This window comes from Pseudomonas sp. NBRC 111131 (assembly GCF_001320525.1).
Lineage (GTDB): Bacteria > Pseudomonadota > Gammaproteobacteria > Pseudomonadales > Pseudomonadaceae > Aquipseudomonas > Aquipseudomonas ceruminis.
The window spans coordinates 38,929-62,119 of sequence record NZ_BCBH01000016.1 but is presented as its reverse complement, the minus strand read 5'-3'; the positions used below and the strand labels follow the sequence as shown (position 1 = coordinate 62,119).

Annotated in this window: 24 protein-coding genes; 14 read left to right on the top strand and 10 right to left on the bottom strand. The window is 62.7% G+C overall.

Translation table 11 applies throughout. The features are described from left to right. The first annotated feature begins 16 nt into the window (after positions 1 to 16). On the top strand, positions 17 to 898 hold the full coding sequence (locus APH34_RS15925) for a DMT family transporter (protein ID WP_054901990.1): 882 nt from the start codon (positions 17 to 19) through the stop codon (positions 896 to 898). 3 nt (positions 899 to 901) lie between these two features. Here the strand turns inward: APH34_RS15925 and APH34_RS15920 are convergent, their stop codons facing one another. Both APH34_RS15920 and APH34_RS15915 read right to left on the bottom strand, forming a co-directional pair. Continuing rightward, positions 902 to 1,360 (bottom strand): DUF4265 domain-containing protein, encoded by a 459-nt coding sequence (locus APH34_RS15920; protein ID WP_054901989.1) that lies wholly within the window; start codon positions 1,358 to 1,360, stop codon positions 902 to 904. Positions 1,361 to 1,453: 93 nt separating this feature from the next. Next, positions 1,454 to 2,329, bottom strand: a complete 876-nt coding sequence (locus tag APH34_RS15915; protein ID WP_054901988.1) for a DMT family transporter — start codon at positions 2,327 to 2,329, stop codon at positions 1,454 to 1,456. Positions 2,330 to 2,477: 148 nt separating this feature from the next. On the opposite strand from APH34_RS15915, the gene aceK reads away from it, so the two are divergent. Continuing rightward, complete coding sequence (gene aceK / locus APH34_RS15910) at positions 2,478 to 4,187, top strand: bifunctional isocitrate dehydrogenase kinase/phosphatase (protein WP_054901987.1); 1,710 nt, start codon at positions 2,478 to 2,480, stop codon at positions 4,185 to 4,187. Positions 4,188 to 4,233: 46 nt separating this feature from the next. Here the strand turns inward: aceK and APH34_RS15905 are convergent, their stop codons facing one another. Beyond that, positions 4,234 to 5,094, bottom strand: coding sequence for a DUF6279 family lipoprotein (locus tag APH34_RS15905; protein WP_054901986.1), 861 nt, complete (start codon positions 5,092 to 5,094; stop codon positions 4,234 to 4,236). Between the two features lie 130 nt (positions 5,095 to 5,224). Between APH34_RS15905 and APH34_RS15900 the strand changes: the two genes are divergently transcribed. Then, the gene (locus tag APH34_RS15900) at positions 5,225 to 6,061 is read left to right on the top strand and encodes a S1 RNA-binding domain-containing protein (RefSeq protein ID WP_054901985.1); all 837 of its coding nucleotides are present in this window, start codon (positions 5,225 to 5,227) and stop codon (positions 6,059 to 6,061) included. Positions 6,062 to 6,063: 2 nt separating this feature from the next. On the opposite strand, the gene APH34_RS15895 is transcribed toward APH34_RS15900, so the two are convergent. Both APH34_RS15895 and APH34_RS15890 read right to left on the bottom strand, forming a co-directional pair. Further along, entirely contained in the window at positions 6,064 to 6,444 is a 381-nt protein-coding gene (locus APH34_RS15895; protein ID WP_054901984.1) for a hypothetical protein, read from the bottom strand. Between the two features lie 176 nt (positions 6,445 to 6,620). After that, the gene (locus tag APH34_RS15890) at positions 6,621 to 8,090 is read right to left on the bottom strand and encodes a nitrous oxide reductase family maturation protein NosD (protein WP_054901983.1); all 1,470 of its coding nucleotides are present in this window, start codon (positions 8,088 to 8,090) and stop codon (positions 6,621 to 6,623) included. A gap of 243 nt (positions 8,091 to 8,333) precedes the next feature. Here APH34_RS15890 and APH34_RS15885 point away from each other — a divergent pair, with 243 nt between their 5' ends. The 3 genes from APH34_RS15885 (at position 8,334) to def (ending at position 10,180) form a co-directional block, all read left to right on the top strand. Further along, entirely contained in the window at positions 8,334 to 8,525 is a 192-nt protein-coding gene (locus APH34_RS15885; protein WP_054901982.1) for a CsbD family protein, read from the top strand. A 168-nt stretch (positions 8,526 to 8,693) separates the two neighbouring features. Further along, the gene (locus APH34_RS15880) at positions 8,694 to 9,647 is read left to right on the top strand and encodes a YihY/virulence factor BrkB family protein (protein ID WP_054901981.1); all 954 of its coding nucleotides are present in this window, start codon (positions 8,694 to 8,696) and stop codon (positions 9,645 to 9,647) included. After that, a complete protein-coding gene (gene def / locus APH34_RS15875) occupies positions 9,644 to 10,180 on the top strand; it encodes a peptide deformylase (RefSeq protein WP_054901980.1) in 537 nt (178 codons plus the stop codon). Before APH34_RS15880 ends, def begins: the two co-directional genes overlap by 4 nt. Here def and APH34_RS15870 read toward each other — a convergent pair. Next, entirely contained in the window at positions 10,135 to 10,503 is a 369-nt protein-coding gene (locus APH34_RS15870; RefSeq protein ID WP_054902052.1) for a GNAT family N-acetyltransferase, read from the bottom strand. The two genes, def and APH34_RS15870, sit on opposite strands and share 46 nt — an antisense overlap. Positions 10,504 to 10,857: 354 nt before the next feature. Here APH34_RS15870 and APH34_RS15865 point away from each other — a divergent pair, with 354 nt between their 5' ends. Next, the gene (locus APH34_RS15865; protein ID WP_054901979.1) at positions 10,858 to 11,115 is read left to right on the top strand and encodes a DUF2790 domain-containing protein; all 258 of its coding nucleotides are present in this window, start codon (positions 10,858 to 10,860) and stop codon (positions 11,113 to 11,115) included. An 83-nt stretch (positions 11,116 to 11,198) separates the two neighbouring features. Here the strand turns inward: APH34_RS15865 and APH34_RS15860 are convergent, their stop codons facing one another. Then, positions 11,199 to 12,581, bottom strand: a complete 1,383-nt coding sequence (locus tag APH34_RS15860; RefSeq protein WP_371263310.1) for a PLP-dependent aminotransferase family protein — start codon at positions 12,579 to 12,581, stop codon at positions 11,199 to 11,201. A gap of 54 nt (positions 12,582 to 12,635) precedes the next feature. Between APH34_RS15860 and APH34_RS15855 the strand changes: the two genes are divergently transcribed. The 5 genes from APH34_RS15855 (at position 12,636) to APH34_RS15835 (ending at position 16,364) form a co-directional block, all read left to right on the top strand. After that, complete coding sequence (locus APH34_RS15855; RefSeq protein WP_054901978.1) at positions 12,636 to 13,598, top strand: threonine dehydratase; 963 nt, start codon at positions 12,636 to 12,638, stop codon at positions 13,596 to 13,598. Positions 13,599 to 13,805: 207 nt separating this feature from the next. Next, complete coding sequence (locus tag APH34_RS15850) at positions 13,806 to 14,231, top strand: nuclear transport factor 2 family protein (RefSeq protein ID WP_054901977.1); 426 nt, start codon at positions 13,806 to 13,808, stop codon at positions 14,229 to 14,231. Positions 14,232 to 14,274: 43 nt separating this feature from the next. Further along, entirely contained in the window at positions 14,275 to 14,619 is a 345-nt protein-coding gene (locus APH34_RS15845) for a YciI family protein (protein WP_054901976.1), read from the top strand. A 21-nt stretch (positions 14,620 to 14,640) separates the two neighbouring features. Further along, positions 14,641 to 15,126: an SRPBCC family protein gene (locus tag APH34_RS15840; RefSeq protein WP_054901975.1), complete on the top strand. Its 486-nt coding sequence runs from the start codon at positions 14,641 to 14,643 to the stop codon at positions 15,124 to 15,126. Continuing rightward, positions 15,126 to 16,364, top strand: a complete 1,239-nt coding sequence (locus APH34_RS15835) for an RNA polymerase sigma factor (protein ID WP_054901974.1) — start codon at positions 15,126 to 15,128, stop codon at positions 16,362 to 16,364. The genes APH34_RS15840 and APH34_RS15835 overlap by 1 nt, the downstream gene beginning before the upstream one ends. A gap of 57 nt (positions 16,365 to 16,421) precedes the next feature. Here APH34_RS15835 and APH34_RS15830 read toward each other — a convergent pair whose 3' ends face one another. Both APH34_RS15830 and APH34_RS15825 read right to left on the bottom strand, forming a co-directional pair. Then, positions 16,422 to 16,892, bottom strand: coding sequence for a MaoC family dehydratase (locus APH34_RS15830; protein WP_054901973.1), 471 nt, complete (start codon positions 16,890 to 16,892; stop codon positions 16,422 to 16,424). A gap of 33 nt (positions 16,893 to 16,925) precedes the next feature. Then, positions 16,926 to 17,870: an alpha/beta hydrolase gene (locus APH34_RS15825; RefSeq protein WP_054901972.1), complete on the bottom strand. Its 945-nt coding sequence runs from the start codon at positions 17,868 to 17,870 to the stop codon at positions 16,926 to 16,928. A 216-nt stretch (positions 17,871 to 18,086) separates the two neighbouring features. Here APH34_RS15825 and fadD2 point away from each other — a divergent pair, with 216 nt between their 5' ends. Together fadD2 and fadD1 are read left to right on the top strand one after the other, a co-directional pair. Beyond that, complete coding sequence (gene fadD2 / locus APH34_RS15820; protein ID WP_054901971.1) at positions 18,087 to 19,775, top strand: long-chain-fatty-acid--CoA ligase FadD2; 1,689 nt, start codon at positions 18,087 to 18,089, stop codon at positions 19,773 to 19,775. A 283-nt stretch (positions 19,776 to 20,058) separates the two neighbouring features. After that, on the top strand, positions 20,059 to 21,756 hold the full coding sequence (gene fadD1, locus APH34_RS15815) for a long-chain-fatty-acid--CoA ligase FadD1 (RefSeq protein ID WP_054901970.1): 1,698 nt from the start codon (positions 20,059 to 20,061) through the stop codon (positions 21,754 to 21,756). 110 nt (positions 21,757 to 21,866) lie between these two features. Here the strand turns inward: fadD1 and APH34_RS15810 are convergent, their stop codons facing one another. Further along, positions 21,867 to 23,174, bottom strand: a complete 1,308-nt coding sequence (locus APH34_RS15810; protein WP_054901969.1) for an FAD-binding oxidoreductase — start codon at positions 23,172 to 23,174, stop codon at positions 21,867 to 21,869. Positions 23,175 to 23,191 lie beyond the last annotated feature (17 nt).

Genomic DNA, 23,191 nt, shown 5'->3' with positions numbered 1-23,191 from the left:
GAATACAGGTGCATACATGTCTGTCCTTTCCAAAGCATCCGTGGCCTCGGCGGCCACTACTGGCTTGTTCGTCCTGCTGTGGAGCAGCGGCGCTATCGTTTCCAAGCTCGGCCTGGCCCAGGCCAGCCCCTTTGCCTTCCTGCTCCTGCGCTCGGCGCTGGCGCTGGTTGGCCTGTTACTGATCGGCCCGCTGCTTGGGCTGCGCTGGCCACGTACGCGCGGGGCAATGCTGCGGGCCCTGGGTACTGGCTGTGTCCTGCTGGGCGCGTACCAGATCTTCTACTTACTGGCGCTCAACACCCATGTCACCCCGGGGATTATGGCCACAGTGATGGGGGTGCAACCGATCCTCACCGTGGTGCTGATGGAGCGTCAGCGCTCCGGGCGCCGGCTGTTCGGGCTGGGGTTGGGCCTTGGTGGACTGGTGATGGTCGTTTACCAAGGCATCAACCTCGCAGGCGCGTCACTGGCCGGCATGCTGTTTGCCCTGCTGGCCCTGGCCAGCATGACCTTCGGCTCGATCCTGCAGAAGCGCATCACCGACAACCCCATGGGCACGCTGCCGTTGCAGTACCTGGCGGGGTTCGCCCTGTGTGCGGTGTTCGCGCCGCTGCAGCCGCTGCACGTTGAATGGAACGGCACGTTCATCGGTGCGCTGCTGTGGATGGGGCTGGTGGTTTCGCTGCTGGCGACCTTGCTGCTGTACCGGCTGATAGCCCAGGGCAACCTGGTCAATGTCACCAGCCTGTTCTACCTGGTGCCTGCGGTGACTGCGGTGATGGATTATCTGATCTTTGGTAACCGGCTGGCACCGCTGAGCCTGTTGGGCATGGGGTTGATCGTGATCGGTTTGCTGTTCGTGTTCCGCAAGCCTGCAGCGCGTCTGGCAGAGGCGTAGGCCTTAACGAAACTCTTCGGGGATGGCGTGGCGCAGTACGCCTTCCTCGAAGTCCAGGGCGCCGGCTTCGCGTTGCGTCAGCAGGTAGTAGAGCAGGGTGTCGAGGGCACGCGTGGGCGGCACTTCGACGGCCAGCATCCTTACCGCCTTTTCAACTTCGCTGGGGCAGCCAAACTCCTCCAGCGCCGCGCGCACCTGTTCCAGATCGCCCAGGGCCTTGACCCGTACGCGAAAGACCGAAGCACCGCCATTGTGCTGCAAGGCCTCGAACCAGGTCTGTTCGCCGTCCTCTCGAATGCTGATGGTGTCGCCGGGCGCGATGCCGTAGGCATAGAAGGGGATGCTAGCGACCTGGAAGCCGGTAGCAGTGCGTTTTGCCCAGAGGCCCTCTACCGAGGCGGGTGGATAGCCCTGGGCATCCTGCTCCAGGCGCCAGAGCACGATTTTGTAGTCGCAGGGCATGTCAACAAGGCTTGAAGAAGGGTAGGGGGCTATCGTAGAGCGCTTTGCCCGTCATGTCTGCAATAACCTGGGGGCAAGCAGCCCCGCCCTTTATCAGGCGCGTGAAGGCTTGAGCACCAGCCACAGCGCTACACCGATCAGCAACCCGCCATACAGGTGGCCCATGGACAGCGATTCGTCCAGCAGCCATGCCCCCCACAGTACGCCGAACACCGGGATCAGAAAGGTCACGGTACTGGCCTTCACTGGGCCGATTTCGGCCAGCAGGCGGAAGTACAGAATGTAGGCGAACGCCGTGCACACCAGCCCCAGCCCGAGCAATGACATCCATACCTGCCAGCCGCCCCAGCTGGCCGGTGGTTGAGTCAGCGCGCTCCAGGCGAACAGGGGGGACATCATCAGCGTGGCGCCGAGCATGCTACCCAGCGCCGAAAGGCGGCTGTCCAGGCCTGTGATCCAGCGCCGCGCGAGGAACCCGGCAAAGCCATAGCAGGTGGTGGCCGCCAGGCAGGCAAGGGCGCCTTGCAGCAGGGCCGTGTCCAGCGCCACGGGGCCGGCGCCGCTGAGGATGCCGACGCCGAACAGGCCAAGAAAGATGCCGCACAGCTTGGGCAGGGTCATCGCCTCGCGAAAGAACAACGCGCCAATCAGCACGCCCATCAGCGGTGTGGTGGCGTTGAAGATCGCCGAATAGCCGGCCGGCAATACCTGCGCCGCCACCGAATAGAAGGTGGCCGGGATACCCGAGTTGATCATGCCCAGCACCAGGCAGGCGCCAAGCTTGCCCTGGAAATTCCAGCGCACCCGGGCGGCGGCGAGGATGGCGATCAGCCCCAGGCAGGCGATGGAGACGCGGAAGAAGGCGGTGGGCACGGTCCCCAGCTCCGGGGCGATGATGCGCATGAACAGGAAACTCGCTCCCCAGACGGCGGCAAGGATCAGCAGACGGGTCAGGGCGATGGGGCTCACAGCAGTCTCCAGTTACAAGGCAGGGCGGGAGTGTACGCGAGGGCGTGGTGCGTTTCTTGTGCTTTCTTGCTGTGTGAATGTGTGCCGGCCTCTCAAGTTTCCTGCGCCAGCTAAGCTGTCTATCTCACCCCGCAGCGAGGTGTCCTGCATGACCCAACACTGGCCGGCCGGCGAAATCGCCCAGATGATCCTCGATGGCTTTGACGACTACCGGGAACACTTTCGCCGCATCACCCTCGGTGCGCGCGAGCGTTTCGAGCAGGCCCGCTGGCAAGATATCCAACGGGCGGCAGCGACGCGGATCAACTTGTACGAGCACAAGGTCGGCGAGGTCAACGGCTGGCTGCGTGACGGGTTCGAGCCCCAGCTGCTGCTGGAGGTCGAGCAGTGGCCTTTGGTTAAAAGTGCCTACATACGCCTGATCGACCCGCGCCTGGACGATGAGCTGGCCGAGACCTGGTACAACTCGCTGTTCTGCAGCTTGTTCAGCCATGACCAGATCAGCGATGGCTGCATGTTCATCCACACCACGCGGCCGTCGCTGCGCAGCCATGAACGGGCTGCGCAAACCCGTACCTACCGCCCCGATGGCAGTCTCAAGGGGCTGCTGCGAGCCCTCTTCGCCGACTACGCCTTCGCCTATGGTGATCTTGAGGGTGATGTCGCACGCCTTGAGGACCAGCTCAGGGAGTGCCTGCCGGACTGGGTCTGCAAGGACCCGGCCCTGGCGGTGGAGCTGTTCGTGCCGGTGCTGTACCGCAACAAAGGCGCCTACTTGGTGGGCCGGCTGTACAACAGCGATGAGCAGTGGCCGCTGGTGATCCCGTTGCTGCACCGCGAGGGCCATGGTATCGAGGCCGATGCCCTGATCACCGACGAGGCCGAGGTGTCGATCATCTTCTCGTTCACCCGTTCGTATTTCATGGTGGATGTGCCGGTACCGGGGCAGTTCGTCAATTTTCTCAAGCGTATCCTGCCGGGCAAGCACATTGCCGAGCTGTACACCTCGATCGGCTTCTACAAGCACGGCAAGTCGGAGTTCTATCGGGCATTGATCAACCACCTGGCCAGTAGCGACGACCGCTTCGTCATGGCCCCGGGGGTGCGCGGGATGGTGATGAGCGTGTTCACCCTGCCGGGCTTCAACACCGTGTTCAAGATTATCAAGGACCGCTTCTCGCCCGCCAAGACCGTCGACCGCGCCACAGTGGTCGAGAAGTACCGGCTGGTGAAGAGCGTCGACCGTGTGGGGCGCATGGCCGACACCCAGGAGTTTGCCGATTTTCGCTTTCCGCGAGCCAAGTTCGAGCCCGAATGCCTGGCCGAACTGCTTGAAGTCGCGCCCTCGACCGTGGCGGTGGAGGGCGATACGGTGCTGATTCGCCACTGCTGGACCGAGCGGCGCATGACCCCGCTGAACCTCTACCTGGAGCAGGCCAGCGAAGGCCAGGTGCTCGAGGCGCTGGAGGACTATGGGCTGGCGATCAAGCAACTGGCGGCCGCCAATATTTTCCCGGGGGATATGCTGCTGAAGAATTTCGGCGTGACCCGCCATGGCCGCGTGGTGTTCTACGACTATGACGAGATCAGCTACCTGACCGAGGTGAATTTCCGCCATATCCCGCCGCCGCGCTATCCGGAGGACGAGATGTCGGGCGAGCCGTGGTACTCGATCGGGCCGCACGATGTGTTTCCCGAGGAGTTTCCGCCATTTCTGTTCGCCGATATCGGTCAGCGCAGGTTGTTCAGCCGCTTGCACGGCGAGCTGTACGACGCGGATTACTGGAAAGGGCTGCAGGCATCGATCCGCGAAGGGAAGGTGATCGATGTGTTTCCGTACCGGCGCAAGGTGCGCTGATCAAGGGTTGTCAGGCCGGCCCTATCGGGGGCCCTGACGCCCGGGTCTATCCTTTCAAGCACTTGAGCTCACTGAAGTCTGTCCGCACCTTGGCCAGCCGGCCTTGCAGGAACTGGCGCTGCGCCGGGGTGCTTTGCTGCAGCAGATCGACCAGCAGGCTGCGGGTCTGCTGCTCGCTGTTATGAAAGGCCATGCGGTACTCCGGCGTCCACAGGCTTTCCTTGTGTTGCAGCAGTTGCGCCAGGCGCGGCTCGAAGCTGGCATCAGCGCGCTGGTTCATGGCCAGCAGTAGCTGTTGCTGCCAGTGCGCACGGTTGGCGATCCATTGGCGGTTCTGGTCACCCAGCGCCTGCGACCAGGTTTGCACGCGCAAACGTTGGCTGGCGTTGAGTTCGCCGAACCAGGGGGCAAGGCGCTTTTCCATGCGTTCGGCACGGCGAGCGATCTGTTTGGGCAATGGCGTGTCGACGTACTGCTTCTGGCGCTCGCTGATGTCGTCACGGAAGGCATCGCGCATTTGCGCGACCTGGGCATCGTTCATGCCACGCAACAGTTCGGTGGCGGAGGGGGTGATGGCCTCGGCGACGCGGCCGATGGCCTGTCGGGCTTCAAGCGTGCGTTGTTGCAGCGCCTGGTCGGTCACTTGGTCGTCGGCGACCATGCTGCGCACGCGGTCGAGCCAGTCGAGGTAGCCGGGCAGTTGGGTTTTGCAATGCCAGGCCAACTGCTGTTTGAGCCGGTCGTCGAGCAGCGCTTTCTGCTCGCGGTTCATGGCCAGGTAGTCGTTCAGCGACCAGGGCACCAGCCGGTCAAGGTTGCGGTAGGCCAGGTCTATCCGGCTGCAGGCTGCCAGTGCCAGGGCGAACGCAAGTGCGGTGAGCAGGCTTTTCGACAGGCGTAAGAGCATGTGCTGATCCTTGCAATGGCGGGCCACTCGGTAGACGCAAGGGCACCACGACGGTTCCGCCGAATCAGCGGTCGGGCGGCGCGCTGGGTTCAGGTGTAGAATAGCCGCCTTGTCTTGAGGAACATCGGAAATGGCTCTGCTTGGGCGTTACAACAGTTTGCAAATCGTGAAACACGTGGAATTCGGCCTGTACCTGGATGGCGGCGCCGATGGCGAGATCCTGCTGCCCGGGCGCTATATCCCGAAGGACGCCGAAACCGAGGTCGACGACTGGCTGAACGTGTTCATCTACCTGGACAGCGAAGACCAACTGATTGCCACCACCGAAAAGCCCAAGGTGCAGGTTGGCGAGTTCGCCAGCCTCAAGGTCAAGGACATCAACGGTGCAGGCATCTTCCTCGACTGGGGCCTGCCCAAGGACCTGCTGATGCCTTACTCGGAAGAGGCACGGCCACTGAAGATCGGCGACTACTGCGTGGTGCACGTCTACCTCGACAAGCGTACGCGCCGCATCACCGCCACTTCGCGTCTGGACCGTTACCTTGACCGCACACCGGTCGAGTATCAGGTCGGTCAGCCGGTGGAGCTGCTGGTGGCCGGGCAGACGCCCCTGGGCTTCAAGGCGATCATCAACAACCGCCACTGGGGCCTGATCCACAAGAACGAGGTGTTCAAGTTCCTGCGTTCGGGGATGCACGAGAAGGGTTACATCAAGGAAATACGCCCGGACGGCAAGATTGCGCTGAGCCTGCAACCGGTTGGCCAGGCCCTGGCCGAGGGGCTGCATGAGCAGATCATGGCGCGCTTGGAGGCAGAGGGCGGTGTGTTGCCGGTGTGCGACAAGAGTGACCCTGAAGTGATCAGCCGCATGTTCAATGTCAGCAAGGGCAACTTCAAGAAGGCCATTGGCGCGCTGTTCAAGCAGGGCCGGATCGTCATCCATGACGATCGCATCGAGCGGGCCTGAAGTCAGGCCTGTACGAAAGGCTGGAAGTCGAGTTGCTCGCCACCCGGGCGGGTGTCGCGCAGCAGCGAATCGCGGTCGGCGCTCAGGGCCAGGCTGATGGTCGAGCGACGCTTGCCGGCGTTGCGCACTTCCAAATGCTCCAGGTGGGCCTTGAGGAAGTTGGTGGGCACTTTCAGGTGCTGCAATGCATCGGTGTCGGGGGTGTGCAGCAGCAGGTTGACCCAGTCGGGCTGGCCCTTGCGCAGCAGCCCTACCGGCACCTCGAACCACCACAGGTTGCGTTTGCGGTCCAGGATGGCGAACAGGGTATTGGCGCTGGTAAGAACCGGCTTGGCCAGCGCTTCGTTACGCCGGGCAATGGCGGCGGGTTTGTCGAGTTTCATGCAGGTTCCTGCGGGTTGACGCTAGAAAGGCCTGCATTGTGAGGGGTGGCGGTTAGCGGGGCAAGGTTTGCTGGCCCCAATCGCTGGCAGCCGGGTTCGCACAGGGACAGCACCGATTCTGAATCCTGTGCACCGCTGTGAGCCACTGCTGCTGGCCGGCGATTGGGCCGCTTGCCTCAGCGGCGAACCGGCAGGCTCAACTCGGATGTTGCCCCATCGGCGGTGGTCACCGTCGCGGTAAAGCTGCGTAACCCTTCAGCACCCTGCAAAGGTTGGGCAAACCGCGCCTGCCCTTGATTATCGCTGTTCACCAGGACGTGCCCCAGATAGTGCTCGGCCTCGGTGCCGTCAGCCTCGGCATTGCCAAACACCTCGACCCGCAACAGGCTCGATACCGGCCCCTGCACCTTGCCACGCAGTACATTGCCTTCCAGCGCCAGCAGCCGAGGTGCCGGCTGATTGTGGTTGGGCAGTGGCTGGCACGGCTTGGGCTCGCCCTGGCCATCGCAGATGATCGCCTGGTCCTTTTTCGGCACATCCGCGCCTACACCGCGGGAGCCGACATACAGGGCGTGGGCCTGGGCCGGCACGCCAAAGATGATGGCCCCGGTGCGCTGATTGGCCACGCACGCGCCCCCGGCCTCGCAGCGACGGATATCCTGGCTGTTTCCCCAGATTCGATTGCCCGTCAGCCGCGTGGCGGTGATGTCTGGCTCCGGACGCAGGGCTACGCCGATGCGGTTGCCGTGGATCAGGTTGCCATCGAGCATGTTGCCTTCCCCCGTCACGCTGATGCCGATCGAGTTGCCAGTGAAGGTATTGGCTCCCAGGTAATTACGTTTGCCCCAGTTGATCTGCACGCCATCCGAATACTGCTCGAAGCGGTTGCGTACCACCGTGTTGTCGTTGCCCAGCAGGATCTCGATGCCTTGGGAGGGCTCAGGGTTGGCCGCGGTCGAGCGGAACAGGTTATCGGCCACCAGGTTGAACGCGGCGCCACGGGTGAGCTCCAGGCCATCACCATTGTCGATCAGCTGGTTGCGCAGCACCTTGTTGTTGAGTGTGGTGGTCGCCGTGGGGTTGCCGGCCCCGTCATCGCCGGTGAGCATGATGCCGGCCCCGCCTTTGTTGGCGACGATGCGGTTGTCTTCAATGACATTGCCGCTGGCGCGGTTGACCAGGATGCCGATGCAGAAATTGCGCACTTCCAGGCCACTGAGGTGTACGCCCTGTGTGTCGCGCAGCACCAGGCCAGGGTGGGTGGTGGTGCGCACATTGGTGCCGAACTGGCCGGGCAGGGCGCCGGGGCAGGTGCGCACGCCCTGGTCCTTGATGTAGCCAGCGCCATCGATTGCGATGTACTGGCCATCGCGTGCCCAGGGTAGGCCGGTGATACGCACCGGGCCTTTGATGGCTGGCAGGGCGTGGGTCGGGCGGATGACATAGGGCGGTTGGCCGACGGCGACAATTTCGATGCGGTAGCGGCCTGGGTCTTGGTTGCTGGTGTCGATTGCCCAGCGCAAGGTCCCGGGCTGACCGTCGTCGGCGTAGCGGTCGACCCGCAAGGTTTCAGTGGCCGATGCAGCGGCGAAGGTGGGCAGGGCAAGCATCGGCAGCAACGCTGCCAGCAGGGGTATCAGGCGCATGGTGCGGGTTTCCGGGAACGATTGTTTTTATAAGCTGGCAACCTGCGTCGGGTTGCCGTTTGCCGGCGATTCTAGGGGAGGCAGCCGCTCTAACACAGCGCCTGGCGGATGATTCGGTGCGGTATTCGCCCGCAGATTTACCGTTCGGCTTGAACGTGCAAATTTATTGAAACTCTCGGCGAAGGTGGCCAGTCCACCCCATGTCGACACGGTACACGTGTCTCCATTTGCAGGAGTTTTGCCATGAGCGGCACTAAAGACAAAGCAAAAGGCTTGGCCAACGAAGCGATTGGTAACGTCAAACAGAGCGTCGGCAAAGTGACCGGCAACGACAAGCTGCGTGCCGAAGGCAAGAGCCAGGAACTCAAGGGCGAGGCACAGCAGGTCAAGGGCGACGTCAAGGATGCCGTCAAGGATTCGGTGAAAAAGCCTTGATGCCTGTCTGAACTGTACTGGCCTCTTCGCGGTAGGCGCGCCGATCAAGGGTGCGCCTACCGCGAAAATGCCGCTACATCGACTTTAAGTCTGGCAGGGAGCAGCACACCAGTCGCGTGGTCTATTAGACTTCCCTGATGTACTGATCAAGCGGCGAAAGGAGACGCTATGATTTTTCCCGACCTGGGTGGCCTGCCCCTACACCGCGTACTGGTGCGCACCGTCAAGGAATTCATCGATGACGAGATGTCCACCTACGCGTCTGCATTGGCCTACCAGATGCTGTTTTCGCTGTTCCCCTTCCTGCTGTTCCTCATTGCCCTGATCGGCTTCTTGCACCTGCCCGACTTTTTCACCTGGCTGCGCCTGCAGTCCGAGCTGGTGCTGCCACCCCAGGCCTTGGAGCAGGTAAACCCGGTGATCGACCAGTTGCAGCAGTCCAAGGGCGGGTTGTTGTCGGTGGGTATCGTCATCGCGCTGTGGACCGCCTCGGCCGGCGTGCGCCTGATGATGAGCGCCATGAACGCGGCCTACGACGTGCCCGAAGGCCGCCCGGTATGGAAGCGCATTCCGCTGTCGATCTTCTACACCATTGGTATCGCTGGCATGTTGCTGGTGGCGGCGGCGCTGATGGTGCTGGGCCCGCAGGTGATGGAGTGGATTGCCGCCCAGATCGGCATGCAGGAGGTGATTGTCACCGTCTGGACCATCCTGCGATGGCCAGCGATCATCATCCTGATGATGGTGGCGGTCGCACTGATGTACTACGTGATGCCCGATGTGAAGCAGAAGTTTCGCTTCATCACCCCCGGTTCCGTGCTGGCGGTGGTGGTGTGGATCATTGCCTCCCTTGGTTTTGCGTACTACGTGAAGACGTTCGCCGACTACAACGCCATGTACGGCAGTATCGGTGCGATCATCGTGCTGTTACTGTATTTTTATATTTCCGGCGCCGTGTTGTTGCTGGGCGCGGAAATGAATGCAGTGATCGAGCACATGTCGGCCGAGGGCAAGGACCCGGGCGAGAAGGATTTCGAGGGTGCCGAAGCCAAGCCACCCCTGACCGTGCTGGGCCATGAGCACCCGAGCGAGCCCCAACCCACCGAGTCGAACCCGCGATGATCCGTGACATCCTGAAGATGGGTGACGAGCGCTTGCTGCGCATCGCCCCGCCCGTGCCCGAGCACCTGATCGGCAGCGCTGAGCTGCAGCAGTTGATCGCTGACATGTTCGACACCATGCACCATGTCGGCGGTGTGGGGTTGGCCGCGCCGCAGGTGGGTATCGACCTGCAACTGGTGATCTTCGGGTTCGAACGCAGCGAGCGCTACCCGGACGCCGAACCGGTACCCCAGACCATCCTGATCAACCCGGTGATCACACCGTTGTCCACCGAGGTCGAGGAGGGCTGGGAAGGCTGCCTTTCAGTGCCCGGGCTGCGCGGTGTGGTGCCGCGCTACAAGCACATCAGCTACGAAGGGATCGACCCGCAGGGCAACCCGATCAACCGCTTCGCCGATGGCTTTCATGCACGGGTGGTACAGCACGAGTGCGATCACTTGATCGGCCGCCTGTATCCGTCGCGTATCCAGGACTTCGCCAAGTTCGGTTATACCGAGGTGTTGTTCCCAGGTCTGGATGCCAGCGACGACTGATCACGTACCAGAGCGACCAGGCGTTTGCTGCGCTGGTAGCGCGCCAGGCGTGCCGCCAGCGCGTCGGGCAGCGCGTCAGCCTCGGTGAAATGCAGGCGCTGGTAGAACGTTGTCAGGTCCGGGTGGCAAAACAGCCAGACAGGCCCGCACGTGTCGGCAAGCGCTGCCTCGACCAGCCGCGCTGCCACGCGTTGGTTGCGTAGGGGCGGGGCAACGAATAGGCCGGTTAGCCAGTGGCCGTTGGCCACTGCCGTCAAGCTCAAGCCGGCAACGATGCCGTCAGCCCGCGCCACCCATAAACGGCCGTCGCTGGCCGCACGCATGCGTGAGCCGTGCTGCCGGTAAAAATGGTCGAGCAGGCGCCGTTGCGGGCCGGCCAGGGGTAAGCAGTGCAGGGTGTTCATGTGGTTTCCTGGCGCGGCAGCTCTAACGCGATACATTCAGGTGTTTTTGCCGCTTCGTTTTGTCGCAGATTGTTGCAAAGCCTGCAAGGGTGAATGTCCGAGTTCGGGGTTCAACAATGGCAATCGGGGAGTAGAATTTCACTCATCCCCCAGGCAGTAGACGAAGCGGGATCGGTACTTCGTGTCATCTTCGCAGTCGATGACAACTTCTCCGCGCCAATGACGGCATATGAAGTCAGTCGATCAGCTTGATTGCTTTGAAGGTCAAACATCATGAAACCATTACTGATTCTTGCACTGGTCGGTATGTCCTCGCTTGCCCTGGCGGATGAGGGCAAGCCCGCCGCCACCGAGCCTGTGGCCCAGCAGTACGACTACTCCATGAACCTGGATATCAAACGGGTGATCAACCTGTCGACTATCCCTAATGTGTGTGAAGTCGTGCCTGCGACCATGACCTATGAAGACCATCAGGGCCAGGTGCATACCATTCAGTATCGGGCCATGGGCGAGGGTTGCCAACAGGGTTGAGGGTACACCGCCTGCTGTGCGCTGTGCTAAAGCCTACCTCCACGGGCCTCTGCCTTGCCTGACAGAGCAGCGGGCCTGTGGGATCACTCGTCACACAGCACCTGGCGCACCACTTCCAGCCCCCGCTTGAGCGCTGCCCGGCTAGCTGCCGCCGACAGGCTGATACGCACGGCCTGCACTTCGTTCGCGCCAATGGCGAAGACACCTGCCGGCACAACTTCCACACCCTCCTGCCGACACCGGGCCACTACTGCGTCCGCACCTTTTGCAGCGGCCACCCACACATGGGGTGATGGCTGACCGCCGGTGTGCAACGCATCCCCCAACACACCACACGCCAAGCGCCAGCGCCAGGCAATTTCCTGGCGTTGCCAGGCCAACCGCCGTGCCGCCGTGCCGTCTTCAATCCATTGGCAGGCAATGCGCAGGTTCAGCGGCGACAGCGGCCAGTGGCTGGCCTGGGCATGGGGATCTATCTGCGCCAGCAGTGTTGGCGCGGCGGCGATCCAGCCCAGGCGCAGCCCGGCGGCCACGGTCTTGGACAGGCTGCTGATGAAAATGCCTTGTTCGCCCAGCAGTGGGTAGAGCGGCGGGCAGTCGGTGAGCGCGCCATAGACGTCGTCCTCGATCACCCGCAACCCCAGGCGCTTGACCACCGTTGCGAGTGCCCTGCGCCGGGTTTCGTCCATGCAGGCGCCTGTGGGGTTGTGCAAGGTCGCCGTGGTCACCAGCACGCGTGCCCCGCTGGCACGGGCCACCCGGTCCAGGTCGTCAGGTCGCAGGCCGTGGGCATCCAGGGCCACGCCGTGCACCGGCAGGCGCAATTGCCGGCAGGCCGCCTTGATACCAGGGGCGCAGAGGGCTTCGAGCATCACAGGCTCGCCGCCCTGGCAGAGCGACTGCAGCACCAGCGTCAGTGCCTGCTGGGCGCCCCCGCACAGCAGCAGTTCGTCTGCCGCCAGGTTCACGCCACGGTGGGCAAGCCAGCGCGCGCCCTGGATTCGGCCCTGCAGCAACTGCTCGGGGCCCAGGTAATGGTCGAGCAGGCCGTTGTCGTTGCTCTCCAGCAGCCTGCGCAGGCTATCGCGCAGGTCGTGATTGTGCGGGTCGGCCACGGGCACATTGGTGGAAAGGTCGATCAGCAGATCTGGCCCATCGTATTGCTTGAGGCGAAACAGCGTGGCTTCCTTGCTGCCAGCCAGCACGTAGGTGCCGCGGCCCACTTCGCCGGCAACCAAGTGGCGAGCGGCAGCCTCGCGGTAGGCCTGCTGGGTGGTGCTGGGGTTCAGCCCCAGTTTCCAGGCCAGGCGCCGTTGCGGGGGCAAGCGGTCACCGACCTTGAGCGCCCCACATTCGATGGCACTGGCAATGGCATTGACCAACGCCAGGTAACGTGGCTGGCCATCGTCGACGAGCTCGGGGATCCACACGAAATTGCTGCCCATGCAATATAAGGTTGTACCCATACAATGCCCGGCGCTTAGGATCGGATCAACCTCGTACCGAAAAGGATGATCCTCATGTTCGACCTGGCCGCCTTGCGTGAAGCTGCAGCGTTCGTTCACCAGCATGTACCTGCCACGCCTCAGTATGCCTGGCCCTTGCTGGCTGAGCGGTTGGGGTGTCAGGTGTGGGTAAAGCACGAGAACCATGCACCCACCGGTGCGTTCAAGGTTCGCGGTGGGTTGGTCTATGTGCGCTCGCTATTGGACGAGGGCACGCCACCGCGTGGGTTGGTCACTGCCACCCGTGGCAATCATGGTCAGAGCATGGCACTGGCAGCGCGCCAGGCCGGTCTGCCGCTGGTGATCGTGGTGCCTGAGGGCAACGCCACAGAGAAAAACGCCGCCATGCGTGCCCTGGGGGCGGAGCTGGTCGAGCACGGCGCCGATTTCGACGTGGCTCGCGAGGAAGCGGCACGGCTGGCCGCGCAACTGGGCTATGACATGGTGCCTTCGTTCCACCCTGAACTGGTACGAGGCGTGGCCACTTACGCCTTGGAGCTGTTCGAGGCGGTGGCGGATCTGGATTGTGTGTACGTGCCGATCGGCATGGGGTCGGGAATTTGCGGGCTGATCCAGGCGCGCAACCTGCTGGGGTTGAAGACCGAGATCGTGGGTGTCGTTTCCAGTGCTGCCGATGCCTACGCGCAAAGTTTCGAGCAAGGCCGCATCGTCACCACCGCTACGGCGAACACCTTTGCCGACGGCATGGCGTGCCGGGTGCCGCACCCTGATGCCTTCGCCCTGGTCCGTGAAAACGCTGCGCGGATCGTGCGCGTGGACGATGCTGAAGTCGCCGCCGCCATGCGGCTTTATCACGAAGCCACGCACAACACTGCCGAGGGCGCCGGTGCCGCTGCACTGGCGGCGCTATGGCAAGAGCGGGAACAACAGACAGGCAAGCGAGTGGCGGTGGTGCTGAGCGGCGCCAATATCGATCGAGCCCGCTACGCCCAAGTGCTGACGGCGGTAAACGGCTGAAGCATTTTGGGCAGGTGGTACCTGATCGAACGCCTCCCGGCTATCGTGAGTTCAGTCTGGTCAGCCCTGCCGTGCCTTCAGGCGAAGGGCAATGGTATTGGCGACGCTGGCATGGCCTGTCGATTTTCTCGGCCACCGTTCGACCATGAGATGAAGGCACCGCTAACGCGGTGCCTGAACTCTCTTGAACGACCGGAGGAGCAGCCGATGAACACCCATGCCGAAAGCGAAATCCGCCAATTGATCGAGCGCTGGATGCAGGCCGTGCGCGACCGTGACATCCAAGGCATCGTCGCCCCCTATACCGATGACATCGTGGCCTTCGACGCCATCAAGGCACTGCAATTCAAGGGCAAGGCCGTCTACCAGGCGCATTGGGAGATGTGCATGGGCTTTTGCACCGGCCCGATGATTTTCGAACTCGCCGAGCTCACGGTGCAGGCCGATGGCGGCCTGGGCGTGGCCCACTGGCTTAACCGCTGCGGCCCGTCGGAGGACGAAAGCCAATGCGGCTTCATGCGTGCCACTGTTGCCTACCGCAAAGAAGGCGGGCAATGGCGGGTGTTTCATGAACACTGGTCGGCACCCTTCGACATGGAAACCCAGAAAGCACTGTTCGATCTCAAGCCCTGATCGGCTATCGCCAAACGCACTTTGCAAAGCCGTGGAGATGATCATGAAATACCTGTGCCTGGTCTATTGTGACGAAGGGCTGCTGCACAGCCTGCCCGACAGCCCGGCAGACGCCGAATGCATGGCTTACGCCCAGGCGCTGCACGGCACCGGGCGCATGCTCGCGGCCGAGGCGCTGAAACCGGTGCAAACGGCCACCACGGTGCGTATGCGTAGCGGCCATATGAGCCTGACAGACGGCCCGTTCGCCGAAACCAAAGAGCAGCTTGCGGGCTTTTATCTGGTTGACGCCCGCGACCTCAACGAGGCACTCACCATCGCCAAAGGCATCCCCGCCGCACGTGTCGGCAGCGTTGAAGTAAGGCCCGTGCGCGAACTGCAACCCTGACAGCAACGGAGAACAATAAGCATGAGCCTTGCCCAACCTGCGCAAGCGCAGCACGAGTTGTCCATCAGCCGGTTGATCGACGCCCCGCCCACCAAAGTGTTCCGTGCCTGGACCGAGCCGCAGTGGCTGATGCAATGGTGGGGGCCGCACGGCATGACCACCCCGCAATGCGAGATGCAATTGTGGGTTGGCGGGCTGTTCCGGACCTTGATGCGTGCGCCGGATGGCACCGAGTACCCCACCCAAGGCGTATTCCTGGAGATCGCCGCACCGCGCCGACTGGTGTTCACCGATGCCTTTGGGCCAGGTTGGGTCCCCTCGGCCAAGGCCTTCATGACCGCCGTGGTGACCTTTGACGAAGAACACGGCAAGACCCGCTACACCGCCCGTGCCTGGCACTGGAACGCGACGGACAGCCGGGCCCATGAAGAAATGGGCTTTCACCAGGGCTGGGGAGAAAGCCTGGACCGCCTGGTGGAGGTCGTGACCCAGCGGATGCCGGACTGATGGCAGACCTGGCGCAGGTGCGGGCACAGGTCGAGGCCGTCTACCGACGAGACTCACGGCGCATCCTGGCGACGCTGATTCGCTTGCTGGGGGATTTCGACCTGGCCGAGGAGGCCATGCACGATGCGTTCTTCATTGCCGTCGAGCGTTGGCAGCGTGATGGTGTGCCGCACAACCCCCGGGCGTGGCTGGTCTCCACCGGTCGCTTCAAGGCCATCGACGCAGTGCGTCGACGGGCGCGTTTCGACCGCTCGCAGGCGGACTTGATCATGCTCCTCGAGGGCCAGGGGCAGGACCCCAGCGAGGACGAACTGCTCGCTGACGACCGCCTGCGCTTGATCTTCACCTGCTGCCACCCGGCCCTGGCGGCCGATGCCCAGGTGCCGCTCACCTTGCGTGAGGTCTGCGACCTGACCACCGAGCAGATTGCCCGGGCCTTCCTGCAAAGCCCGGCGACCATCGCCCAGCGTATCGTGCGGGCCAAGGCCAAGATCCGCGACGCCCGCATCCCCTACCAGGTGCCGGAGCTGCATGAGTTGCCTGTGCGCCTGGCGAGTGTGTTGCGGGTCATCTACCTGGTGTTCAACGAGGGCTACTCGGCGTCGTCCGGCGAGGTGCTGTTGCAGCAAGCGCTGAGCGACGAGGCGATTCGTCTTGGTCGTTTGCTGGTGCAACTGTTGCCGGACCCGGAGGCAGTCGGGCTGCTCGCATTGATGTTGCTGCAGGCCTCGAGGCAGCGCGCCCGCAGCGATGCCGACGGTGATCTGGTACTGCTCGAGCAGCAGGATCGCAGTTTGTGGGATCGCGAGCAGATTACCGAGGGTTGTGAGCTGGTGCGGCGGGCATTACGCAGCCGAGGCTTTGGCGCCTATACCGTGCAGGCGGCGATTGCTGCGGTGCACGCCGAGGCCGCCACGGCAGAAGAAACCGACTGGGCGCAGATCGTTGGCTTGTACGACGTGTTGCAGCGGCATTGGCCGAGCGCAGTGGTGGTGTTGAACCGGGCCGTGGCGTTGGCCAAGCGCGACGGGCCCCAGGCGGGGTTGGTGGAGGTCGAAGCGCTTTTGGCGGCCGGTGAGTTGCGCGACTATCACCTGGCGCATGCGACTCGGGCGCAATTGCATCAGCAACTAGGCAACATCGATGAAGCCCGCGAGGCCTGGCGACAGGCGCTGGAGTTGACCCGGCAGAAACCTGAGCGCCGGCATATCGAACGGCAGTTGCAGGCGTTGGGATGAAGAGTCAGTACCGGCCCTGCCGGCGACGTGCCAACCACAGGGCCGGTACCGAGTCCATCAGCTCGCCACGAAATTCGGCGGCGATACCAGCTCGACGGTCTGCTGCTTGCGCGGTGCCAGGATCTCGGCTTCACCTTCGACCACCAGCTCATCGTGCTGGTTGTAAACGTTGGTGGCAATGCGCACCTTGAACTTGGGCAGTTTTTCAAGGATTTCCAGGCGCACGGTCAGGGTGTCGCCGATCTTCACCGGCTTCTGGAAGCTCATCTTCTGGCCCAGGTAGATGGTGCCGGGGCCTGGCAGGGTGCAAGCCACGGCGGCGCTGATCAGCGCACCGCTGAACATGCCATGGGCAATGCGCTCGCGGAACATGCTCTTGGCCGCGAACTCGGCATCCAGGTGCACCGGGTTGTGGTCACCGGACATCGCGGCGAACAGCTGGATGTCGCGTTCTTCCACAGACTTTTCGTAACTGGCCTTCTGGCCGACTTCTAGAGCTTCGTAGGGCGTATTGGTGACCTGGGTCATTGGCGCTTCCTTGATGGACGGGCGAGGCCGCTATCATTCACTGCGGGCAGGGCGGCCAAGGGCCAGCGCCTGCTCCAGCCATGCGAGGATATCGGCGGTGACCTCGTCCCGATTGAGTTCGTTGAGCACTTCGTGTCGCGCCTGAGGGTAGACGCGCAACTGTACATGTCGGTTGCCGGTCGCGCGCAGGGCGTCGGCCAGATGAGTGAGACGCTTGCCGGCACTCACCGGATCACATTCGCCGCCAATCACCAGCATTGGCAGGTTCGGATCAATCTGCGCGAGGTTGCCTGGCAGGCTGATCTGCACCAGGCCCTGCAGCAGGTCGAGCCACAGCTGGTTGCTACAGCGAAAGCCGCACAGCGGGTCGTTGAGGTACTTGTCCACTTCCTCCGGGTCGCGGCTCAACCAGTCAAACGCGGTGCGGGTGGGCTTGAAGGCTTTATTGAACGCGCCGAACGACAGCCAGTCGATCAACGCGCTCTTGCCCAGCGGGCCCTGGCGCCAGGCCTCCAGGCGAGCGATCAGGCGCGCCGCGCGATACAGCGCCGGCGGCTGGAAGTTGGAACCGCTGAGAATCGCCCCGTGAACGCTGCCACTGTGGTGCATCAGATAGGCCTGGGCGATGTAGCTGCCCATGCTGTGGCCGAACAGGAACAGCGGCGTGCAGGGGAACTGCTGGCCGATGTGCTGGGCGAGCAGGCCCAGGTCGTTGACCACAGCATTCCAGCCATGATGCCGGGCGAACAGGCCGAGGCTGCCCAGCTGCGCAGTACGTCCATGGCCGCGCAGGTCGGCAGCCAGCAGCGCATAGCCAACATTGCTCAAGGCGTGGCCTAGGCGCTGATAGCGCCCGGCATGCTCGGCCATGCCATGCGCCAGCAGCACCACCGCCTTGACCGGCGTGGCCGGCAGCCATTGGTGCACGTACAGGCTGCAATGCTCGCTGGCGGGCAGCCAGAAGGCGTCATGGGGCATGGGGAGTCCTTTGCGCAGGGTACGAGCACAGTGTATGCGCAACCGGCCGGATTGCAGGAAGGGCACAAATAAGATTCACAATGTTAATGGCGGCACCTGGCGTATAGGCCACCTGGGGCTTACCTGCTAACGTCGGTTCAACACCTTTTTGCCACTCGGCAAAGGGGACAAGGGATGACAGGCTCACAGCGGGTCCAGGCAGAGGAACAATAATAAATGCAAGCCGACTTCTGGAATGACAAACGCCCGGCGGGCGTACCTTCCACCCTCGACATACAGGCGTATACCTCGGTGGTCGAGGTTTTCGAGCGCTCCTGCAAGCGCTTTGCCGACCGCCCGGCATTCAGCAACCTGGGCGTGACCCTCAGCTACGCCGAGCTTGAGCGCTATTCCGCGGCCTTCGCCGCCTGGCTGCAGCAGCATACCGACCTGGTGCCGGGTGACCGCATCGCGGTGCAGATGCCCAACGTGCTGCAGTATCCCATCGCGGTGTTCGGTGCCTTGCGCGCCGGGCTGATCGTGGTCAATACCAACCCGCTGTATACCGAGCGCGAGATGCGCCATCAGTTCAAGGACTCGGGGGCCCGCGCCCTGGTGTACCTGAACATGTTCGGCAAGCGTGTTCAAGACGTGCTGCCCGATACCAGCCTCGAGTACCTGATCGAGGCGAAGATGGGCGACCTGTTGCCCACCGCCAAGGGCTGGTTGGTGAACACCGTGGTCGACAAGGTGAAGAAGATGGTCCCGGCCTACCATCTGCCGCAGGCGCTGTCGTTCAAGCAGGTATTGCGCGAGGGCCGCAGCCTGACGCACAAGCCGGTGTCGCTGACCCTCGACGATATCGCCGTGCTGCAGTACACCGGCGGCACCACCGGGTTGGCCAAGGGGGCGATGCTCACCCATGGCAACCTGGTGGCCAACATGCTGCAGGTGCTGGCCTGCTTCTCCCAGCATGGCCCGGACGGGCAGAAGCTGATCAAGGAAGGCCAGGAGGTGATGATTGCACCGCTGCCGCTGTATCACATCTATGCCTTCACCGCGAACTGCATGTGCATGATGGTCACGGGCAACCATAACGTGCTGATCACCAACCCGCGGGACATTGCCGGTTTCATCAAGGAGCTGGGCAAGTGGCGGTTCTCTGCGTTGCTGGGGCTCAATACGCTGTTTGTCGCGCTGATGGACCACCCAGGCTTTCGGCAACTGGACTTCTCGGCCCTCAAGGTCACCAACTCGGGTGGAACGGCACTGGTCAAGGCCACCGCCGAGCGCTGGGAAAGCCTTACGGGCTGCCGCATCGTCGAGGGTTACGGCCTGACCGAGACTTCCCCGGTAGCCAGCACCAACCCCTATGGCCAGCTTGCGCGCCTGGGCACGGTGGGCATTCCGGTGGTGGGTACGGCGTTCAAGGTGATCGACGACGAGGGTAACGAATTGCCACTGGGCGAGCGGGGCGAGCTGTGCATCAAGGGCCCGCAGGTGATGAAAGGCTACTGGCAGCAACCCGATGCCACTGCCCAGACGCTGGATGCCGATGGCTGGCTGAAAACGGGTGATATCGCGGTAATCGACCCTGATGGCTTTACCCGAATCGTCGATCGCAAGAAGGACATGATCATCGTCTCGGGTTTCAACGTGTATCCCAATGAAATCGAAGACGTGATCATGGGCCACCCACAGGTCGCCAACTGTGCCGCCATCGGCGTCCCGGACGAGCGCTCCGGCGAGGCCGTGAAACTGTTCGTGGTGGCGCGGGACGCGGGGCTCAGCGTCGATGAGCTCAAGGCCTACTGCAAGGCCAATCTCACCGGCTACAAGGTGCCCAAGCACATCGTGCTGCGCGAATCGCTGCCGATGACGCCGGTGGGCAAGATTCTGCGGCGTGAGTTGCGCGAAATGGCGTGAGCCCAAAAGCCGATGGCCAGAGCGTCGCGCGGCGCTCTGGCTTGCGGTTTTCGGCGTGGAATTTGGCGCTTTAAGCTAAATACTCTAAAAATGACTTGTATTGTTCATTGAGTCATTTTTGTGACCGCAAGGCCCGTTTTGGCCTCTAGGCGACCCCTGGCAAAGCTGTTACTCTCGGCCCGCTTTCAGATGATTCGGTTTGCAATGAGCCGGCATCTCATATCAATAATAAACGCATCGACGCGTGAATCGAACTTCGCTGTTGCTGAAGGAGTGGGCTTCCATGATCGAACATTTTTGGAAGGATAAATACCCAGCCGGGATTACGGCGGAAATCAATCCTGACGAATTCCCCAATATCCAGGCTGTACTTAAGCAATCCTGCCAACGTTTTTCCGACAAACCGGCCTTTAGCAACCTGGGCAAGACCATCACCTACGGCGAGTTGTATGCCCTGTCGGGGGCGTTTGCCGCCTGGCTGCAGCAGCATACCGACCTCAAGCCGGGTGATCGCATTGCCGTGCAACTGCCCAATGTCCTGCAATACCCGGTTGCTGTATTCGGTGCCCTGCGCGCCGGCTTGATCGTGGTCAACACCAACCCGTTGTACACCACACGGGAAATGGAGCACCAGTTCAACGACTCCGGTGCCAAGGCGCTGGTATGCCTGGCGAACATGGCGCACCTGGCCGAAAAAGTCGTGCCCAAGACCCAGGTCAAACACATCATCGTCACCGAAGTGGCCGACTTGTTGCCGCCGCTCAAGCGCCTGCTGATCAACAGCGTGATCAAGTACGTGAAGAAAATGGTACCGGCCTACAACCTGCCCACCGCCATACGCTTCAACGATACCCTGGCGCTGGGCAAGGGGCAGCCGGTGACCGAGGCCAACCCCCACGCCAATGATGTTGCCGTGCTGCAATACACTGGCGGCACCACCGGTGTGGCCAAGGGCGCGATGCTCACCCACCGCAACCTGGTGGCCAATATGCTGCAGTGCCGGGCGCTGATGGGCTCGAACCTGCAGGAAGGCTGCGAGATCCTCATCACGCCGCTGCCGCTGTACCACATCTACGCGTTCACCTTCCATTGCATGGCGATGATGCTGATCGGCAGCCACAACGTGCTGATCAGCAACCCGCGTGACTTGCCTGCGATGGTCAAGGAGCTGAGCAAGTGGAAGTTCAGCGGCTTCGTCGGCCTCAACACCCTGTTCGTTGCCCTGTGCAACAACGAAGCGTTCCGTGCGCTGGACTTCTCTGCGCTGAAAATCACGCTCTCGGGTGGTATGGCCCTGCAACTGAGCGTGGCCGAGCGCTGGAAGGCCGTCACCGGTTGCGCCATCTGCGAAGGCTACGGCATGACCGAAACCAGCCCGGTGGCGGCGGTCAACCCTGCCGAAGCGAACCAGGTCGGGACCATTGGCATTCCCATGCCTTCGACCCTGTGCAAGATCATCGACGACAATGGCAACGAACTTCCCTTGGGCGAAGTGGGTGAGCTGTGCGTCAAGGGGCCACAGGTGATGAAGGGCTACTGGCAGCGTGAAGAGGCCACCACCGAGATTCTCGACAGTGAAGGCTGGCTGAAGACAGGTGACATCGCCCTGATCCAGCCGGACGGCTACATGCGCATCGTTGACCGCAAGAAGGACATGATCCTGGTCTCGGGTTTCAACGTGTACCCCAACGAGCTGGAAGACGTGCTCGCCGCGTTGCCGGGGGTGCTTCAGTGCGCGGCGATCGGCGTGCCGGACGAGAAGTCGGGCGAGCTGATCAAGGTGTTCATCGTGGTCAAACCGGGCATGACCCTGACCAAAGAGCAGGTGATGGAGCACATGCGTGCCAACGTCACTGGCTACAAGGTGCCGCGTTTCATCGAGTTCCGCGATGCCCTGCCGACGACCAACGTGGGCAAGATCCTGCGTCGCGAATTGCGTGATGAAGAGTTGAAGAAGCAGGGGCTGAAGAAAATCGCCTGATCGACCTTGCCGGCGTCATCGGCGGCGGGTCGGCTCCCACAGGTCATGCGCAGTTTTCAAGGACTGTGCGTTGCCTGGGGAGCGGGCTTAGCGGCGGTGAGGCCGTACTGTCAGCGCAGTTTTTCCAGCATCTGGTAGTACCACATCCCCGCTGCCAACAGCGGGTTCCCCAGCACGTCCCCCATCGGCACCTTGATGTGTTTGCACGCCGCAAAGGTATCGAACTTCTCCAGCGTCCCAGTCAACGCCTCGGCCATGATCTCGCCCATGATGTGGCTGGTGGCAATACCATGCCCCGAATACCCCTGGCAGTACCAGACGTTGTCCGAAAGCTTGCCCAGTTGTGGAATGCGGTTGACCACGATGCCCATCGCGCAGCTCCACTTGAACTCGATCGGCACACCCTTGAGCGCCGGGAAGGTACGCTCGATGCACGGCCGCAGTTCACCTTCGATATCCCGTGAGTCCTTGCCCGAATAGTTGGCGCCGCCGCCGAACAGCAGGCGTTTGTCGGCAGTGAGGCGGTAGTAGTCGAGCACGAAGCGGCAGTCGTATACCGCCAGGTCATGGGGGTTGATCTGCTCTGCCAGCTCGCCCAGAGGCGCCGTGGTGACGATGCCGCCCATGGCCGGGAAGATCTTGCCCTTGAGCTGGCGCTTTTCGAGCGTGTGGTAGACATCGCCGGCCAGCATCACCTGGCGCGCCTCGATCCGGCCCTGGGCGGTGACCACGGCTGGGCGCGGGCCATGGACGATGTCCAGCACTTGCGAGTTCTCGAAGATCAGGGCGCCCAGGGAGTGAGCGGCCCGTGCTTCGCCCAGGCACAGGTTCAGGGGGTGCAGGTGCAGGTTGCGCTGGTTCTTCAACGCGCCCAGGTACAACGGGCTTTGCAGGTGCTGGGCGACGGCACTGCGGTCGAGCAGCTGGACCTGGTCGCCCATGCCACGGCGCTCTGCCTCCTCCTGGAAGCCGCGCAGTTCTTTCATGTGCGAAGGCTTCATCGCCGCGTGCAGGTGGCCGTGCTTGAGGTCGCAGTCGATGCCGTAGCGTTCAACCCGCTGCTCGATGATCTGGTGGCCGCGCCAGCGCAGCTGCCAGATGAAATCGTCCACGTCGTTGCCCAGGCGGTTGCGCATCTGGGTGCGCATGGCCTCGTCACCGGAGAGGCTGCCGGTGACCTGGCCACCATTTCGGCCGCTGGCGCCCCAACCGATGCGGTGGGTTTCGACCACCGCCACCTTGAGCCCGCGCTCGGCCAGCTCCACCGCCGTGGCCACACCGGTGAAGCCACCGCCGATGATCGCCACGTCGACCTGCACGGTGCCCTTGAGCTGCGGGTAGTGTGTAGGGTCGTTGAGGGTGGCGCTGTAATAGGACGGCGCGCGCGCGGCCGGGCCGTTGTTCTGTGCTGCGTTCATGGGTGTTCCTTGTTGTA